19 protein-coding genes and 1 other RNA gene are annotated in these 17,070 nt (G+C 60.6%); 6 read left to right on the forward strand and 14 right to left on the reverse strand.

Annotation, left to right across the window (positions count from 1 at the left end):
* Nucleotides 1-17: 17 nt before the first annotated feature.
* The 4 genes from RD1_RS09195 to RD1_RS09210 form a co-directional block, all read right to left on the reverse strand.
* The gene (locus RD1_RS09195; RefSeq protein WP_011568209.1) at nt 18-962 is read right to left on the reverse strand and encodes a DUF2927 domain-containing protein; all 945 of its coding nucleotides are present in this window, start codon (nt 960-962) and stop codon (nt 18-20) included.
* A gap of 6 nt (nt 963-968) precedes the next feature.
* Nucleotides 969-2,165: a toxic anion resistance protein gene (locus tag RD1_RS09200; RefSeq protein ID WP_011568210.1), complete on the reverse strand. Its 1,197-nt coding sequence runs from the start codon at nt 2,163-2,165 to the stop codon at nt 969-971.
* A 33-nt stretch (nt 2,166-2,198) separates the two neighbouring features.
* Nucleotides 2,199-3,083 carry a 5-bromo-4-chloroindolyl phosphate hydrolysis family protein gene (locus tag RD1_RS09205; RefSeq protein ID WP_011568211.1) on the reverse strand — a complete coding sequence of 295 codons (885 nt, stop codon included), beginning with the start codon at nt 3,081-3,083 and terminating at the stop codon, nt 2,199-2,201.
* Between the two features lie 260 nt (nt 3,084-3,343).
* Nucleotides 3,344-4,201, reverse strand: coding sequence for a pseudouridine synthase (locus tag RD1_RS09210; RefSeq protein ID WP_011568213.1), 858 nt, complete (start codon nt 4,199-4,201; stop codon nt 3,344-3,346).
* A gap of 63 nt (nt 4,202-4,264) precedes the next feature.
* On the opposite strand from RD1_RS09210, the gene RD1_RS09215 reads away from it, so the two are divergent.
* The gene (locus RD1_RS09215; RefSeq protein WP_044033051.1) at nt 4,265-4,714 is read left to right on the forward strand and encodes a nucleoside deaminase; all 450 of its coding nucleotides are present in this window, start codon (nt 4,265-4,267) and stop codon (nt 4,712-4,714) included.
* A gap of 7 nt (nt 4,715-4,721) precedes the next feature.
* Here the strand turns inward: RD1_RS09215 and RD1_RS09220 are convergent, their stop codons facing one another.
* Entirely contained in the window at nt 4,722-5,411 is a 690-nt protein-coding gene (locus RD1_RS09220; RefSeq protein ID WP_011568215.1) for a metal-dependent hydrolase, read from the reverse strand.
* A gap of 98 nt (nt 5,412-5,509) precedes the next feature.
* Between RD1_RS09220 and RD1_RS09225 the strand changes: the two genes are divergently transcribed.
* The gene (locus RD1_RS09225) at nt 5,510-6,169 is read left to right on the forward strand and encodes a ceramidase domain-containing protein (RefSeq protein WP_011568216.1); all 660 of its coding nucleotides are present in this window, start codon (nt 5,510-5,512) and stop codon (nt 6,167-6,169) included.
* Nucleotides 6,170-6,262: 93 nt separating this feature from the next.
* Here the strand turns inward: RD1_RS09225 and rpmG are convergent, their stop codons facing one another.
* The 8 genes from rpmG to RD1_RS09265 all read right to left on the reverse strand — a co-directional run bounded on the left by rpmG (nt 6,263) and on the right by RD1_RS09265 (nt 11,620).
* A complete protein-coding gene (gene rpmG / locus RD1_RS09230; protein WP_007119221.1) occupies nt 6,263-6,430 on the reverse strand; it encodes a 50S ribosomal protein L33 in 168 nt (55 codons plus the stop codon).
* A 142-nt stretch (nt 6,431-6,572) separates the two neighbouring features.
* An RNA gene (rnpB, locus tag RD1_RS20515) (RNase P RNA component class A) lies at nt 6,573-6,972 on the reverse strand.
* Between the two features lie 59 nt (nt 6,973-7,031).
* Complete coding sequence (locus RD1_RS09240; protein ID WP_105880346.1) at nt 7,032-7,664, reverse strand: N-acetylmuramoyl-L-alanine amidase; 633 nt, start codon at nt 7,662-7,664, stop codon at nt 7,032-7,034.
* 2 nt (nt 7,665-7,666) lie between these two features.
* Nucleotides 7,667-8,359: a hypothetical protein gene (locus RD1_RS09245; protein WP_011568220.1), complete on the reverse strand. Its 693-nt coding sequence runs from the start codon at nt 8,357-8,359 to the stop codon at nt 7,667-7,669.
* A 42-nt stretch (nt 8,360-8,401) separates the two neighbouring features.
* On the reverse strand, nt 8,402-9,889 hold the full coding sequence (gatA, locus tag RD1_RS09250) for an Asp-tRNA(Asn)/Glu-tRNA(Gln) amidotransferase subunit GatA (protein WP_011568221.1): 1,488 nt from the start codon (nt 9,887-9,889) through the stop codon (nt 8,402-8,404).
* Entirely contained in the window at nt 9,889-10,176 is a 288-nt protein-coding gene (gatC, locus tag RD1_RS09255; protein ID WP_011568222.1) for an Asp-tRNA(Asn)/Glu-tRNA(Gln) amidotransferase subunit GatC, read from the reverse strand. The genes gatA and gatC overlap by 1 nt, the downstream gene beginning before the upstream one ends.
* A gap of 315 nt (nt 10,177-10,491) precedes the next feature.
* A complete protein-coding gene (locus RD1_RS09260) occupies nt 10,492-11,229 on the reverse strand; it encodes a Bax inhibitor-1/YccA family protein (protein ID WP_011568223.1) in 738 nt (245 codons plus the stop codon).
* Between the two features lie 175 nt (nt 11,230-11,404).
* Nucleotides 11,405-11,620, reverse strand: coding sequence for a DUF1127 domain-containing protein (locus RD1_RS09265; protein WP_050759067.1), 216 nt, complete (start codon nt 11,618-11,620; stop codon nt 11,405-11,407).
* A gap of 122 nt (nt 11,621-11,742) precedes the next feature.
* On the opposite strand from RD1_RS09265, the gene RD1_RS09270 reads away from it, so the two are divergent.
* The 4 genes from RD1_RS09270 (at nt 11,743) to RD1_RS09285 (ending at nt 15,699) form a co-directional block, all read left to right on the forward strand.
* Nucleotides 11,743-12,618: a LysR family transcriptional regulator gene (locus RD1_RS09270; RefSeq protein ID WP_011568225.1), complete on the forward strand. Its 876-nt coding sequence runs from the start codon at nt 11,743-11,745 to the stop codon at nt 12,616-12,618.
* A 480-nt stretch (nt 12,619-13,098) separates the two neighbouring features.
* Nucleotides 13,099-13,476, forward strand: a complete 378-nt coding sequence (locus RD1_RS09275) for a helix-turn-helix domain-containing protein (RefSeq protein ID WP_011568226.1) — start codon at nt 13,099-13,101, stop codon at nt 13,474-13,476.
* A gap of 79 nt (nt 13,477-13,555) precedes the next feature.
* Complete coding sequence (gene hisN, locus RD1_RS09280) at nt 13,556-14,362, forward strand: histidinol-phosphatase (protein ID WP_050759068.1); 807 nt, start codon at nt 13,556-13,558, stop codon at nt 14,360-14,362.
* Nucleotides 14,359-15,699, forward strand: a complete 1,341-nt coding sequence (locus RD1_RS09285; RefSeq protein WP_011568228.1) for an 8-oxoguanine deaminase — start codon at nt 14,359-14,361, stop codon at nt 15,697-15,699. Before hisN ends, RD1_RS09285 begins: the two co-directional genes overlap by 4 nt.
* Before the next feature lie 50 nt (nt 15,700-15,749).
* Here RD1_RS09285 and guaD read toward each other — a convergent pair whose 3' ends face one another.
* On the reverse strand, nt 15,750-17,057 hold the full coding sequence (guaD, locus tag RD1_RS09290) for a guanine deaminase (protein WP_011568229.1): 1,308 nt from the start codon (nt 17,055-17,057) through the stop codon (nt 15,750-15,752).
* Between the last annotated feature and the right edge of the window lie 13 nt (nt 17,058-17,070).

A 17,070-nucleotide genomic window follows, 5' to 3' on the forward strand; every position in this document is an offset into this window, starting at 1 on the left:
CCTTTGGTCTGTAAGCCCTACAAGGGGCCGGAATTGGTCAATTCACGTGCGATGATCCGTGTGATCGGCGCGGCTTCGGCGGCGCTCATGCCGGTTTTGAGGCGCGGATCGTAGAGCATTTTCAGCAACAGCTCATCATGCGCGGTCAAAAGCGCGAATTCATCGTCATCGTTGAAGATCGAAGGGCGCGCATCGCGGCTGTCATTGGCCAGCCCAAGCCCCTGCGCAAGCTCTTCGTGGATGCAGCTCAGGCGCAAAAGGTCCGGGTTTTCGGCCCGGATCACGGCCACGGCGGCGGTATAGGTGTTGGCATCCGCGCCCGAGGCATAGGCGGCCACCGCGCAATAGGTGTCGCGGCCAAGGTCGCGCAAGGGGTCAAGGCTCCGGGCGGTGATGCCACTGATGCGCGCGGCAGCCGTGTTCAGGGCCGCGTCACGATCATCTTCGCCGGCAACGATCACAATGAAATTGCTCGGGCCGAGTGTGTTGACCGGATGAGCTGTGATGCGCCCCAGCCGGCGGGCATAGTCACGGATGCGCGCATCCTCCGCCTTGCGCACGGAGGGCGGCACGCCTGCGCCGAAAATCGTATCAATGCGCACCGGACCTTCCCATCTGCGCAGCGGGCTTTCCCCGCCACGCCCCTGCAAGGCACTGGCATATTCGTTGTAAAACACGATGTCTTCAAAGTTGCGCGCCAACATATCCGGGGTAAAGGGCGTGTCCGGCCCACCGCCATCCTCACGCAGCAATCCCTGCCTGAGTTGCGCCGCCTGTACCTGCACGAAATAACTGCGCAGCGCGGCACTTTTTTCCGAGGTTGGCTGGATCGCAGGCTGGCCCAGACCTGCCGGGCGCGCCTTGGGGGTGGCGCTGGACCTGAGCGGCATATCACAAGCTGCAACGGCAAGGAGCGCGGCCAAAGCCACGCCCCAGCGCAGTATGAGATTTGCCTGTCGCATGCAGCCTTAGCGGGGAACGGCAGTCGCGGCGGTATCGCCCGTGCCATCGCCGCGCGCCTTGGCGGAGGCCAGCGTGTCGCGCAGCGTGGTTTCCATTTCTTGCAGTTCTGCTTCGGCGGCGGCGCGTTTGGCCTTGCCTTCATCCGCGATTTGCAGGCTTTCTTCGATGGTGCCGATCAGGTCGGCATTGGCCTGTTTCACCGCCTCGATGTCAAAGACGCCCCGCTCCATTTCCTGGCGGATCACCTTGTTGCTCTCGCGCAGGTTCTTGGCATTGGCGGTCAGCAATTCGTTCGTCAGATCATTAGCCTGACGCACCGCTTGCGCGGCCTCGGCGGAACGTTGGATGGTGACGGCCTGCGCCAGTTGTGTTTCCCAAAGGGGCACGGTGTTGACCAGCGTTGAATTGATCTTGGTCACGAGGGATTTGTCGTTTTCCTGCACCAGCCGGATGGAGGGCAGCGACTGCATCGTGACCTGACGTGTCAGCTTCAGGTCGTGCACACGCCGTTCCAGGTCGTCGCGCGCGGCGCGCAGATCGCGCAATTCCTGTGCAACCATGACCTGATCGTTCTCTGCTGCCGCATCGACCTCCGCGGCCTTGGCGGGGATCACCGTTTCGTCCAGTTCGGTCAGTTTCTCTTCGCCCGCCGCGATGTAAAGCGCGAGTTCGTCATAGAAATTCAGCGTCTTTTCATAGAGCATATCAAGCGATTTGATGTCTTTCAGCAGCGTGTGTTCGTGCTTGAGCAACTCATCCGTGATCCGGTCGATCTGCCCCTGCACCTCTTCGTATTTGGCGGTGAATTTCGCGATGGGGGCGGCGCGCCCGAGCAGTTTCTCAAACCAGCTTCGGTCCCGGCGCATGTCCAGTTCTGCAGTGGAAAACCCGCGAATGGTGGTCACGATATCGCGCAGACTGTCGCCCGCAGGTCCCAAATCCTTGTTGCGCACACCGCCCAGCATGGCTTGCGAGATTTCCTGCAATTCCACCTGCGCGCGGCTGCCGAAAGACACGATCGAATTTGTATCCGACATGTCGATCTCTGCCATGCGCTTGGTGATTTCTGCGCTGACGGGAGCATCGGCTTCGGCCAACGGGACGATGGCGTTCGCTTCGGTTGGTTCCGGCAAACTCGCTGCGGTCACTTCCTCGACCATGGCGAGGGTTTGTTCGGCTTTGACGCGTATTTCTTCGGACATTTTAGCTCCCTAAATCAAGTATCAAAAGATGCATCAGTCAAGACGCACCCCTTCGCGGTCCAGACGATCCCGCAGGACGTCGATTTCGACGGTCAAATCACTATGATCATCGAGCAGTAGTTTCTCATGGCGTGCAGCAAAGTTGCGCTGCAGGTCATCCAGCAGTGACAGATAGTCATCACGTGTCTGCGCGCGTTGGTTCTGTGCGTAAAAATCCACAAATTTCGCCGTCGCATCGCGCGCGCCGAGCAAATAGACGCCAAGGTATTTGCGCGCGGCCGTCAGGTCACGTGGATCTTCCTCAACAGTGCGGATCAGTTTGCGCGCGGCGGATTGAAAAGCGGCCATACGCTCGTTGATCTGACGGTCCCCGATGCGCAGCAGCACATCCGTCATGGCCTTGAGATGCGCATCCGCCTCGTCAACGACACGTGCAACGCGGTCCTGCTGAAAGATGTCGATGCCTTCCATACCCTTGTCGGACAGCGGGTCGATGCCAAAGGCCGCAAGATGCAGTCCCGTCACGGCCACGCCGTAAAGAACGGCAGCGACAAGGCCGTTGTCATGGCTCAGCGCGCCAAGGCCAATGCCCGCGCCCGCCAGCAGGCCCGCCAGGATCTTGCGCGGCAGGGCGGGGCGGCGTGCGACCTTGCGATCGTGATAGGCGGCCTCGGCCTGTAAGCCACCGCGCAGCAGCCAAGCCCCCAGAGACAGTGCACCAGCACCCGCAAGGCCCAGAACAAGCGCCAATGCACCCTGAAACAGGGCGGAGAAAAGCAGGACCACAGCAGGCAGGAACATCAAGTTCGCCCGCGCACCAACAGGGTCCACGGTCGCGGCGGTAAATGTCGCCTCGGCCTGTGAGCGTGCTTGCGGCGCGCCTTTGGGGCTGTATTTCCCGCCAAAGCGTTTTGCCATGCCTACAAGCCCCCCATCAAACCGGAGGCCACGCCAATCATCAGAAGCAGCAGCGCGATATAGGCCGTTTTTTGAAGCGTCGTCGGTCGCATTTGGTCCCCTAAAGCGATGTCATGCACAGATATAGGCCCTCGCCGCAGACTGCGCTAGGGCTGAGTTCTGAACAACCGCGCCTGCCTTGGTAACAGATCGCGGATGCATCGGTAATGACATGGCTGCATTTTCCCCCGTATTCGAGGGGGAAAGACGCAGGGCACGCGTCATTTGCGTGGTTTTTTGGCGTATCTGGCGGGTTTTGCGCCAGCAGTCGCGCGCGTCCGGCGGATGGGTGGTCCGCGCTTCCTGCCCGCCTCGAGGCGTTTTGCCGGGTCGGTGCCTGCGTCCTCTTCAAGGCCCAGTTGATCGCGCAGAACCTTGCGACGGACCTCTTCGACAGCGCCGGATTTCAACTCGCCCAACTGAAAAGGCCCATAGCTGATCCGGATCAGGCGGTTCACAGTGAGCCCCAGTTCTGCCAGCGCGCGGCGAATTTCACGGTTTTTGCCCTCGCGCAGGCCCATTGTCAGCCACGCATTCGCGCCTTGCTGGCGGTCCAGCGTGACCTGCATGGGTTGAAAATTCTCGCCCTCGCTGCTGATCCCGCGCCGCAGCGGCTCCAGTGTCGCATCCGTGGGCCTGCCGTTGACGCGCACGCGGTAGCGACGCAGCCAGCCCGTCGTGGGCAGTTCGAGGCGGCGTTTGATACTGCCATCATTGGTCAGCAGCAACAGCCCCTCGGAATTGATATCGAGCCGCCCGACGCTCATCACACGCGGCAAATCCGCAGGCAGGGCGCTGTAGATCGTTTCGCGGCCCTTTTCGTCATTGTCCGTCGTCACAAGGCCCGTGGGTTTGTGATAGAGCCAAAGCCGCGCGGGTTCCGGAGGGGATACGTCCTTGCCATCCACAGTGATCTTGTCACTGGCCTGCACATTCAGGGCGGGGGATGAAATGGGCTTGCCATTAACCTTGACGCGGCCGGCTTCGATCATGCGTTCCGCCTCGCGGCGGCTGGCGACACCGGCGCGGCTGAGGACTTTGGCAATGCGGTCGCCCTGTGGCGTGAGTTCAGAGGTCATGGGGCGGGGCATAGCCTGTTTGCGGCCCTTGCGAAAGAGAACAGTTTGCGTGCAACTAGGCCCATGCAGTTCAACACGCATATGGAAGCGGCCCTCTCTGAGGCGCGCGCGGCGGCCAAACGCGGAGAGGTCCCGGTCGGCGCTGTCATCGTGGCACCGGATGGCGCGATCATTGCCGCTGCGGGCAATCAGACCCGTGCGGACCATGATCCGACCGCACATGCCGAAATCCTCGCGATCCGCAGGGCCTGCGCGGTGCTGGGCAGTGAGCGTCTGTTGGATCATGCGCTTTATGTGACGCTTGAGCCTTGTGCGATGTGTGCGGCAGCGATTTCGGCGGCCCGTATTTCGCGGCTCTATTACGGGGCCAGTGATCCCAAATCGGGGGGGGTGGCGCAGGGGGCGCGCGTGTTCAGCCATCCGCAATGCCATCATGCACCCGAAGTATTTGACGGCATCGCCGCTGCGGAATCCGAGGCGATGCTCAGGGGATTTTTTACCGCGCGGCGCTAGGCCATGCTCAGAACCTTATCGGCGTCATGACCTGCGGCTCGATCACATCGACATCCGGCAGGGCGTCGATGAGGTCCGTTGCGGATTGCTCCAGCAGATCAAAGGTCTTGTAGTGGCAGGGGATCACGGTTTTGAAGTCGAAGTACCGTTTCGCGGCATAGGCGGCCCCCTTCATGTCCATGGTGAAATGTCCACCGGCGCTCAGGATGCCGATGTCGGGTTTGTAATAGTCCCCGATCCAATCCATTTCCGCCGAAATCCCTGTGTCACCTGACACATAGACCGTGTAACGTTCGCCCTTGATGATGAACCCTGCCTCGCGCCCGAGCGGGGCCGTCGCATCCGGACCGTAGGACGTCGAGTGCAGGGCAGGGACCAGTGACACCGCCACATCGCCCAAGGTGACCGTGCCGCCCATGTTGAACCCCACGACACTCAGGCCCTCCTTGGCCTCGAAGTAGCTCATGAAGTCGTAAATCCCCACGACCGGTGCCTCCAGCGATTTGGACAAGGCGACCACATCCGCCGTGTGATCGAAATGGCCATGGGTGATCAGAATATGCGTCGCACCGGTGGTGGCAGCGGCGTGCTGATCCTCGGCCAGCATCGGGTTGCCCGTCAGCCATGGATCAATCAGCAGCACCTGATCCCCGATTTCGATGCGAAAGCTGCCGTGCCCGAGCCAAATGATTTGCATTGAACCTCTCCCTCTCTGCAATACTTGGACCTTAGACGCGGATGCCGCTTTAGGCAAAACCGTCGTTGGCCGCATGTTCAGGTGCAAGGGAGACAGAAATGGAGTGGACGCGCTACATTGACGGATACTGCGAACGAATGGGGCCTGAATACTGGGCGGAACCCATCAATGCGGTGACAAATCTGGCCTTTGTCATTGCGGCGCTGGTGATGTGGCGGCGTGCGCGCGGGCTCGCTTTGGCGCGCGCCTTATGCGTCGTCTTGGGGTTGATCGGGATCGGCAGCTATCTGTTTCATACGCACGCGCAGGTCTGGGCCGCCATGGCGGATGTATTGCCCATCATCGGTTTCATTCTGCTTTATCTGTTTGCGGTGAATCGCGCGGCCTTTGACGTGAACGGCTGGGCCGCCCTTGGGCTGACGGCGCTTTTCATTCCCTACGCCGGCATGATGGTCCCGGCGTTTTCCCTGATCCCGGCGCTCGGCGGATCGGCGGCCTATGCGCCCGTGCCGCTGCTGATTTTCCTCTACGCCGGATTTCTGCGCCACCGGTTACCGGAGTTTGCCCGTGGTCTGGCGATCGGGGCGGGGTTGCTGGTGGTTTCTTTGACCTTTCGCACGCTGGATGAGCCGGCTTGTGACGCCATCCCGATTGGCACGCATTTCATGTGGCATGTGCTGAACGGTGTGATGCTGGGCTGGATGATCGAGGTTTACGTCAGGCTCATGCGCGAAAAGGCTGAAGAAGGTCGCGCATAATCGGCAGACCTGCCTTGGCGACACGCCCGGCCCACATGAAAAAAGGCTGCGCGGGGTGCACAGCCTTTGAACGTTTTTCGGGGAAAGATCCGGTTACTTGATCTTGCCTTCCTTGTATTCGACATGCTTGCGCGCAACGGGGTCATACTTCTTGATGACCATCTTTTCAGTCATGGTCCGTGCGTTCTTTTTGGTGACGTAGAAATGGCCTGTCCCCGCCGAGGAGTTCAGACGAATTTTGATCGTGGTTGGCTTGGCCATGTTTTTTCTCCTGCTGCGTCCCAGCGCTGGCGAGGGGGCGCGTAAATCCTGAAACCCGGCTTTTACCCGGTTAAGGCAGTGAGTCAACAGCTAAACGATGCTTCAATCACCTCAATCCGGCGCAAAAAAGACAGTTTCGAAGGTGCGCGGAGGGCCTGTAAGCCGGATTCTGTTCCCCGAAGTTGCCCCCGGTTCGATGACCATTCCTCTTGCCCGGCGGTTGCCCGCAAGGCTCTAGCTGCCAACCCGGACCTGCTGAGCCAAAGCGGCCCCGTCTTGCGACGCGCGGTCCCTATTTGGCATTGCTCCCGGTGGGGCTTGCCATGCCGCCGCTGTTGCCAGCCGCGCGGTGGGCTCTTACCCCACCTTTTCACCCTTGCCCGTCGGCGGTTTCGGTTGCCCGACCTGCACGACAGGTGGTCTGTTTTCTGTGGCGCTTTCCGTCAAATTGCTTTGCCCGGGCGTTACCCGGCACCGTTGCTTTTTGGAGTCCGGACTTTCCTCGACCCTGTTGCCAGTGCCGCGGCCATCCGGCCCTCCGCGCGGGTGCGTGATGCGCTCAAATCGCAACAGCGTCAATGGCCATTGCGCGGGCGCGCGGTCAAATCCGGTGGTAAAGCTGCAGATCGTCATCCGTGATCGGACCCTCGCGCCAGGGCGCAAAGCGCAGCCGCGTGGCGGTCAACAGCGTTGCGCGATCCACAGGGGCGGTGAACCCTGCGCGCTGTGCGGATTGCTCAAACCCCTCACCTTGCATCTGCGGGCTCACCGGTGCTGCCAACCCCTGTCGGGCCAGCCGCGCCCAGTCAAAGCGTGGCCCGGGGTCCGATTTGCGCCCCGGCGCCATGTCTGAATGGCCGATGATATCGCTTGCCGCCACGGGCCAGCGGGACCGGATACCCCGCAACAGGTCTTCCAGCGCGGCCATCTGTGGTTCGGGAAACGGATGCGTGCCGTCGTTATCCAGTTCGATTCCGATGGAACGGGAATTGATGTCAGTCAGCCCGCGCCATTCCCCGACGCCCGCGTGCCAGGCGCGGTGCTCTTCATTGACCATTTGTGTCACGGGGCCGCTGCGATCAATCAGATAATGTGCGGAAACCTCTGCCTGCGGATCACAAAGGCGCGCGATCGCTGCCTCGGCGCTGGCCATGGCCGTGTAGTGTATCACGATGAGTATGGGCGTCAGGCTATTGCGCCGTGGGCCAAAATTCAGCGAAGGGCAGTGGCGCACGGCTATCCTTGCGCAGCACTGCGAAACGGGGTCGGATCCCAACTGCAGGCATAGCCATCCCCATCCGGGTCAAGACCCTTGCGGTCGCGTTTGGGACCACCGCGCGCCAGAAAATCCAGTTGCGCCCGGTCGGGAGACGGATATTGCGCGCAGTTACGTGCCGCCCGTGCGGCGCCATTGAGGCCTGCGCGTGCATAGACCCTGGTGCCCACCGGATGGCTGGTCGCAAGCGCGAAGGCCACGATATTGGGCTGATCATCGCCCGTACGTTCGGGCAGCGCTTCGGGCTGAATGACCTGATACTGCGCGCGGTTTTGGGCAATGCGCTCTGCGTCACTTTCGATGCTGCGCTGTTCGGAGACCGCATCGAAATTGTTCTCATTCGAGATGCCGATCGTGTTCGTGACGGTCGGTGGCACCGGCTGCAGCGTGCCTGTCGTGCTGGTTTGCTGTAAAATGCGGGTGGTATCGGCGGCCGTTTGCTCGGCGGAGTCAGCGATTGGTGCGCCGGTGGCATCCAGCGGCGCCAGACCCGCGCCGGATGCTTCGAGAGGCAGGCCCTGCAAGGCGGCATCGCGGGCCTCAATGGCTTGCGCGCTGGTGACGCCGGACCCGTTCGGGTTGTTGGGCACCTGTTGAGCACAGGCCGAAAGGAGCAGTGCCACAGGCAGTGCCATGGAGAGATGTGGTCGCATGCGCCGTCCCATCATTTTACCCACTTTTTCCATCCCGTAACACTACCACCATTTCTGCGGCTTGGCCACAAAACCCACTGCCTGCTCAAGAGCATAGGCGGTGTTCAGCAACTCGGCCTCTTCCCACGGGCGACCGATGAGTTGCAGACCAAGCGGCAGGCCATTGGCGTCAAGCCCGCCCGGCACCGCAATGCCCGGTAGTCCGGCCAGATTGACGGTCACGGTAAAGATGTCATTGAGATACATCGCGACCGGATCGGCGTCGGTCATTTCGCCCAGACCAAAGGCCGCCGACGGGGTCGCTGGCGTCAATATCGCATCGACACCCTGCGCAAACACTGTTTCAAAATCCTGCTTGATCAGTGTGCGGACCTTGCGCGCGCGGTTGTAATAGGCGTCGTAAAAACCGGCGGACAGCACGTAGGTGCCGACCATCACGCGGCGCTGCACTTCGGGTCCGAAGCCTTCGGCGCGGGTCTTTTCATACATCTCCGTGATGCCATCGCCCTGATCCAGCTTGGCGCGGTGTCCATAGCGCACACCGTCATAGCGCGCGAGGTTCGACGACGCCTCGGCCGGGGCAATCACGTAATAGGCGGGCAGCGCGTATTTCGTGTGCGGCAGGGAGATGTCGATGATTTCAGCGCCTGCGTCCTTCATCATGGCGATGCCGGTTTGCCAGAGCGCTTCGATCTCATCGGGCATACCATCCATGCGGTATTCCTTGGGGATGCCGATCTTTTTGCCGCGAATATCCCCGCTCAGCGCCGCCTCGAAATCCGGAACGGCCAGATCGGCAGAGGTGCTGTCCTTTGGGTCATGCCCTGACATCGCCTCCAGCATGATGGCAGCATCGCGTACCGATTTCGTCATCGGTCCCGCCTGATCAAGTGAGGAGGCAAAGGCCACAATCCCCCAGCGTGAACAACGCCCATAGGTCGGTTTGATGCCTACGGTGCCGGTAAAAGCCGCAGGCTGGCGGATGGAGCCGCCGGTGTCCGTACCGGTCGCGGCAAGGCACAGATCAGCGGCAACCGCCGCCGCCGAACCGCCCGAAGAGCCCCCCGGTGTCAACGGTTTTTCATCGTCCTTGCGCCGCCACGGGTTGATCACATCGCCATAGATCGAGGTTTCGTTGGACGAGCCCATGGCGAATTCATCCATGTTGAGCTTGCCCAGCATGACTGCCCCGGCGTCCACAAGGTTCTGGCTGACGGTGGATTCATACTCGGGCAAAAAGCCCTCGAGAATGCGCGATCCTGCCTGTGACGCGACACCTTTGGTGCAGAACAGGTCTTTCATCCCGATGGGCAGACCGCACATCGCAGGGGCCGCCCCTTGTGCCAGACGCGCGTCGGCCGCTGCTGCCCGCTCAAGCGCAAGATCGGCGGTGTGGTGCACAAAGGCGTTCAACACGCCCGCTTCTTCGATGGCGGTGAGGCAGGCCTCGGTCAGGTCTTTCGAGGTAGTTTCACCTGCGCGCAGGGCATCGCGCGCCTCGGCCAGTCCCAATTCATTCAGCTTACTCATTATTCAACCACCTTCGGCACGGCAAAGAACCCTTCGCGCGCATCCGGCGCATTGGACAGGACACGTGCCTGCTGATCCCCATCCGCAACAACATCCGCGCGGCGTTTCAACACTTGCGGTGTCACCGATGTCATGGGCTCGACGCCGTCGATATCCACCTCGTTCAGCTGTTCGATAAAGCCGAGAATGGTGTTGAACTCTCCGGCCAGCGCGGGCAATGCGGCTGGTTCAACCTTGATCCGGGCCAGTTTCGCCACGCGGGCGGCGGTGCTTTCATCAATGGACATGCGGGTTCCTCATTTACTTGGCCGCCATGTACCGCGCATGCGCGCCCTTGCCAAGTCTCCGTCTGCGCTGAGCGCTCTGCGAAGGGTGGTTGTTTTCGTCCGGGTGCAAAACTTTGCGGCGGTGCGCCGGTGCTTAACGCGTTTCAGGATGATCCGGACCTGAGCGCGCGCGCAACGAAGCGCGGTTTTGCATGGCTCGCAAACAGTCTAGCTGACCGTCGCACACGATCTGAAGAAAACGAGTCGGCAAAATAAAAAGCCTGCCAAGTCAGGCGACTGGCAGGCTTTGGTCTTTCGTCGCTTCAAGCGTGCGACTTATTCTCTGTTTCCGAACAGGGACAACAACATCATGAACATGTTGATGAAGTTCAGGTACAGGCTCAGCGCGCCCATGATGCCCGACTTCTGCAACCACTCGCTGTCGCCGTGATGGGCGTGCGCGAGGTAGGTGTTCTTGATGTTCTGCGTGTCATAGGCTGTTAGGCCCGCAAAGATCAGAACGCCCAAGGCCGAGATTGCGAACATAATCGCAGGCGAGCCGAGGAAGATGTTCACGATGGATGCAACCACCAGACCGATAACGCCCATGATCAGGAAGCTACCCCAGCCGGAGATGTCTTTCTTTGTGGTATACCCCCAAAGCGACAGACCCGCGAAGGCGATCGATGTGATCAGGAAGATCTGAGCGATCGACATGCCGGTGAAAGCCACGAAAATCCAAGAGATCGACAGGCCCATGACGCCGGCGAAGGAATAGAAGAACAACTGCGCCGCGGCTGCGGAGAGTTTGTTGATCATCGCGCTGAATGCAAAGACCATGCCCAGCGGAGCAAACATGATGATCCAGCCAAGGATGTTCGGGGACAGCGTGACCGGATCACGGAACACCGCCATCAGTTGCGGCGCGGTCCCGACGGCCCATGCCACAGCGAAAGTGATCAACATGCCTACGGACATCGTCGCGTAGACTTTATTCATGTGGGCGCGCAAACCCTCATCTATCTGGGCGGCGCGGGATCCGGCAGCGGTCCGGATTGTATTCACGTCAGCCATTCTAAAAGACCTCCAAATTGACGTAACGGCGCGTCAGGTTTTCTGCGCGCTCTCGCGATTGAATATCGTGGTCTCTCGCGGCCATTTCAAGGCTTTTCGGTCAGGAATGTGCCGATTTGACCAGATTTGGCTAATGCGCCGTTAATCCATGCTCGAACCGGCTGTTCAAACGCCGTCAGCAGCGTTTCCAGGCCGCCGGAACGTCCCAGACTGTCAGCTGGGCCTCACGATCGGCCTCCGCCCGCGAAATCCCGACATCATTCAAGGCGCGGTCGTCCAGTTTTGCCAGCGCACGGCGTGATTTCCACAAGGCGAGGCGGGTCGACAGTGCGAGCTGTACCGATCCTGCGCCACGGGTTCCCAAGAGGGTGCCAAGATTGCTCAGTGCCATGTTCCGTTCCTTTCGCTTCTGTGATGGTGTTTGGGTTTGTATCAATTCTCTTGATGTATATGGCAGACGCGTTAAGATGTTTAAAACGAATGTTTGTGAAGCATACCATCAAGAATGTTGATATGAGAAATCTGGACGTCACCACGCTCCGTTCCTTTGTCGCGGTGGCCGATTCCGGCGGTGTCACCCGCGCAGCAGGGTTCTTGCACCTGACGCAATCGGCAGTGTCGATGCAACTGAAACGTCTTGAAGAGGTGCTCGATGTCTCCTTGCTGGACCGCTCCGGGCGCACCATTGCCCTCACCGCTTCGGGAGAGCAGCTGTTGGTCTATGCGCGGCGCATGGTGGCATTGAATGATGAGGTGATCGGCAGGTTGACCGATCAGGCCTATGAGGGCGAAATCGTGCTGGGCGTGCCGCATGATATCGTCTACCCGGCCATTCCGCAGGTTCTGAAGCAGTTCCATGCGGCGTTTCCGCGGGTCAAGGTGCACCTTGTTTCCTCCTATACCCGCGCGCTCAAGGATAAATTCGGGCGGGGGGAGTGCGATGTGATCCTGACGACCGAAACATCGCTGGATGCGGGGGCGCAAACGCTGTGCTGCAAGCCGCTGAAGTGGGTTGGGGCACCGGGCGGCGCTGCGTGGCGGCAAAAACCGCTGAAACTGGCGTTCGGGCGGTTGTGCACCTTTCGCCCGCGCGTGGTCGAGGCGCTGGATACCGCCGGTATCCCTTGGGATGTCATTGTCGAAACGGAAAGCGACCGCACCATCGAAGCAACCGTCAGCGCCGATCTCGCCATTCACACGATGATCGAGGGCACAGAGCCGCCGCACCTGGAACGGATTGATCACGGCGGTGTTCTGCCGGACCTGCCGCTGCAGCAGATCAACCTCTACGGCGCGCATAGCAGCAAAGGGGTGATTCACGATACTTTGGCGGATTACCTGCGGCGCGCGTTTTCCGCGCCCGAGCATCCGAAGCTCAAAGCCGTGTAAGGGCGGCACACGGCGCTGGATGCCGCGCCACAGGCCGTCAAAGCCGCCGATAAGCTGGATTCCGCTGATTGAACTTTTCGTGAACGCGGCAGGCCCGGCCCTGCCGCAGCGTCACTTTTTCGCCCTGTTTCGCAGCGCTCCCGCAGTGCTAGAATCGGCATGAATTGTGCAATTCCCGTCCATTCAACGCCTGATTGTGGTCTAACTGCCGGAAATTTACCGGAAATATCAATTTTTACGCAAATTCAGTGCTTTTAATTGCCTGGCGCTAAACGCACCTTTCTACAGGATAAAACACGTATAGATTGTCTATCGCGCAATTGAGCACAGTGGTTGGTGCGGTCTTTGGTATTGATCCAAATGACAACTTTCGTATTGTTGACGGTATTAGAAGGTTAAGGTTGCTGCACCAGTGACACAACTATGTCGGTACTGTGGCGGCGACGCGTTTGTAATATGGGTAAGAGTGAGGAAGATAATATGGCACACCTTGTAGACGTACATGTTGGAAAACGCATTCGGCAGCGCCGGTGGCTTGTTGGTATGACCCAACAAAAGCTGGCGGAATGTGTTGGCATCAAGTTTCAGCAGATCCAGAAATATGAGACCGGCGCCAACCGGGTCAGCGCGTCTCGTCTCTGGGACATTGCCGATGCGCTGGATGTGGACGTGGCATTCTTCTTTGAAGGGCTGCGAGAGGAAGCGGGCAAGGATGCGCCAGAGCCAACCTCATCGGTTCCCGCTGATATGATGGGCGACAAGGAGGCGATGGACCTTGTGCGCTCCTATTACGCGATCCCTGAAAACCAGCGCCGTCGGTTGTTTGAACTGGCGCGTGTGTTGAGCGATGTAGCGTAAAACGGCTGAACATGTTTGCGAAGAAACCACCTGCGCCGCCCCTTGCGAGGGGCGGTGTTAGATGGCATTTGCTCCGGCTATGACCTTGCCGGAAACTGACCTCACTGAAATTGACGCGGTTGCGAACCGTCTGGCCGACGCCGCGCGCGCGGCCATCCTGCCGTTTTTCCGATCACCTTCCCTGACGCAGGACAATAAGCTGGCTGCGGGGTATGACCCTGTGACAGAAGCGGATCGCGCGGCAGAGCAGGAAATGCGCAGCCTCTTGGCCCGGATGCGCCCGGACGACGCCATTCTGGGAGAAGAACTGGGCGACAAACCCGGCACCAGCGGGCTCACATGGGTGCTGGACCCGATTGACGGGACGCGCGGATTTGTCAGCGGCACGCCCACATGGGGCGTTCTGATTGCGGTGCGCGATGCAAAAGGGCCGTTTTACGGGCTGATTGATCAACCCTACATCGGTGAAAGGTTCATTGGCGCCCCCGCGCATGCGCATATGACAGGCCCCATGGGCCACAGGGACTTATCAACAGCGCCACCGCGTGCCTTGGCGCAAGCCACCGTCTTTACCACCTTCCCCGAAGTTGGCAGCCCGGCAGAGCAAGAGGCTTTTCACAACGTGGCACGTCAGGCAAAACTCACGCGGTACGGCATGGATTGCTATGCCTATGCCTTGCTTGCAAGCGGCCAGATTGACCTCGTGATCGAAGCGGGCTTGCAACCCTATGACATTCAGGCGCCGATCGCGGTGGTGCAGGCAGCGGGCGGAATTGTCACCGATTGGATGGGTGAACCGGCCCATGACGGGGGGCGAGCAATCGCCGCTGCCAATGCGGACATCCACAAGGAGGCGCTTGCCATCCTGAAACGTGCCGGTCCGTGACGATCCGGGCGATCAGGAATGCGGATGTGATCGTCACGATGGACGATGCGCGCCGAAAACTGGCAAGGGCGGATATCGTCATCAAGGGCGGTGCAATCGAGGCCATCGGGCCGGGCGCTGCCGGTGATCTGCCTGCGGTGGATGCGCGTGGATGTTTGGTCACGCCCGGTTTGGTGAATACGCATCACCATCTTTACCAGTCCCTGAGCCGCGCTGTGCCACAGGGGCAGGATGCGCTGTTGTTCGGGTGGTTGCAGACGCTTTATCCGATCTGGGCAAGGTTCACGCCGGATCATATGTTCACCGCTGCGCAGGTGGGGTTGAGCGAACTGGCGCTGTCAGGGTGCAGCCTGAGCAGCGATCACCTTTATCTCTACCCCAACGGCTCCCGACTGGAAGACACCATCCATGCCGCCCGCGCGGTTGGTCTGCGTTTTCAGCCCACACGCGGCGCGATGAGCATCGGTGTCTCTGACGGCGGCTTGCCGCCGGACACGCTGGTCGAAAAGGAAGCGGATATCCTTGAGGACTGCATCCGCGTAATCGACGCCTTTCACGATGCGGCGCCGTCTTCCATGTGTCGGGTCGGGGTCGCGCCCTGCTCGCCATTTTCGGTCAGCCGGGAACTTATGCGCGATGCCGCTCTGCTCGCGCGGGACAAGGGCGTGATGATGCACACGCATCTGGCGGAAAACGACGAGGATATCGCCTATTCCCTCGCGACTTTCGGCTGCCGTCCCGGTCAATACGCCGAAAGCCTCGGCTGGGTCGGCCCGGACGTGTGGCATGCGCATTGCGTCAAGCTGGATGCCGCCGAGATTAAACTCTTTGCCGACACATCGACCGGCGTTGCGCATTGCCCCTGCTCGAACTGCCGTCTTGGCAGTGGAATCGCGCCGATCCGCAAGATGCGGGATGCGCAGGTGCCGGTGGGCCTTGGCGTTGATGGCTCTGCAAGCAATGATGCAGGCAACCTGATCGCAGAGGCGCGGCAGGCCATGTTGTTGCAGCGTGTGGCCGCCGGTGCCGACGCCATGAGCGCAGATGAAGCGCTGGAGATTGCCACGCGGGGTGGCGCGGATGTGCTGGGGCGTCCTGAATGTGGCCGATTGCAGGTGGGCGCGCGGGCGGATATCGCGATCTGGGACATGAGCGGCATTGAAGCGGCGGGCAGTTGGGATCCCGCCGCATTGCTGCTGGCCGGACCGACAACGGTCAGAGACCTGATTGTCGAGGGGCGCGACGTGGTGCGCGACGGGCAGATGGTCACGATCGACACGAGTGCCGTGATTGCCCGCCAGAACAGTCTGGTGGAGGCCCTGCGCGACGGGATGTGACGGGCCGGGCGGCTAAGGCGTCATGCGAAAAGCCGGAACCACATACTTCGTCAGACGCTCTGGTCTGTGATCCGCCGTTTTCCGGCGATCCAGACATCTGCAATGGCCCGGTCATCGCCCATCATGATGGTTGGAAAAATCGCTTCCCAGATGGTTTCCGCTTCGGCGGCGCGTTGGGAAATCGCTGGGGTGGAGGCCAGATCAAGGATCGTCAGGTCGGCTTCATACCCCGGTGAAAGGGTGCCGATTGTGTCATGCAAATGCAACGCACGCGCCGACCCGGCAGTCGCAAGATAAAGCAGTTGCGCCGGGTGCAACGCGGTGCCGCGCAGTTGGGCCACCTCGTAAGCGGCGGCCATCGTGCGCAACATCGAAAACGACGACCCGCCGCCCGTGTCTGTTGCCAATCCGACAGGGACGGAACGCGCCGCGAGGCCCGCCACATCCATCAACCCGGACCCGATAAAGGTGTTCGAGGTCGGACAATGCACCAGCGCCGCGCCGGTCTCTGCGATGCGGTCGATTTCGCGCGGTTCAAGGTGGATGGCATGGCCAAAAACCGCGCGCTCCCCGATCAACCCATGCATCTCATAGGTATCGAGATAGTCGCGCGCCGTCGGGAAAAGTTCGCGCACCCATTTGATTTCCGGCACCTGCTCACTCAGATGCGTCTGCATGAGGCAGCTCGGATGCTGTGCCCAAAGCGCACCGAGGGCTTCCAGTTGTTCCGGCGTCGAAGTGGGCGAAAAGCGCGGCGTGATCGCATAATGCGCACGACCCCGGCCATGCCATTTTTCCAGCAGCGATTTGCTTTCGTCATGGGCGTGTTGAACGGTATCACAAAGCGCCTCCGGCGCATTGCGGTCCATGCAGGTTTTGCCCGCGATAACGCGCAGCCCGCGCCGTTCTGCCGCGTCGAAAAAGGCATCCACGCTGGCCGGGTGGGACGTGGCATAAGAGCAGACCGTCGTGGTGCCATGTGCCAGCGCGAGGTCGAGGTAGCGATCCGCGATGGCCCGTGCGTAGGCGGGATCGCACAGGCGGGTTTCTTCGGGAAAGGTATAGGTGTTCAGCCAGTCGATCAGCTGTTTGCCCCAACTGGCGATGATGGCGGTCTGCGGGTAGTGGACATGCGCGTCGACAAAGCCCGGGCAGACCAGCTTATCCCCATAGTCCGTGATCCGGGCCTGCGGGTGTTGCTGGCGCAGATCACTGGCATGACCGACCTGTTCGATGCGACCGTCTCGCAGCAAAACAGCGCCATCGCTGGCGACCGTCACGGCCTGCTGCCAGGGCGTCGTCATCGGGTTGGCGGTGACTTGGAACGTCTGCCCAAGGATCAGATCATATTCGCTCATAGGCAACTCTTAG

The organism is Roseobacter denitrificans OCh 114 (genome assembly GCF_000014045.1).
Taxonomy (GTDB): domain Bacteria; phylum Pseudomonadota; class Alphaproteobacteria; order Rhodobacterales; family Rhodobacteraceae; genus Roseobacter; species Roseobacter denitrificans.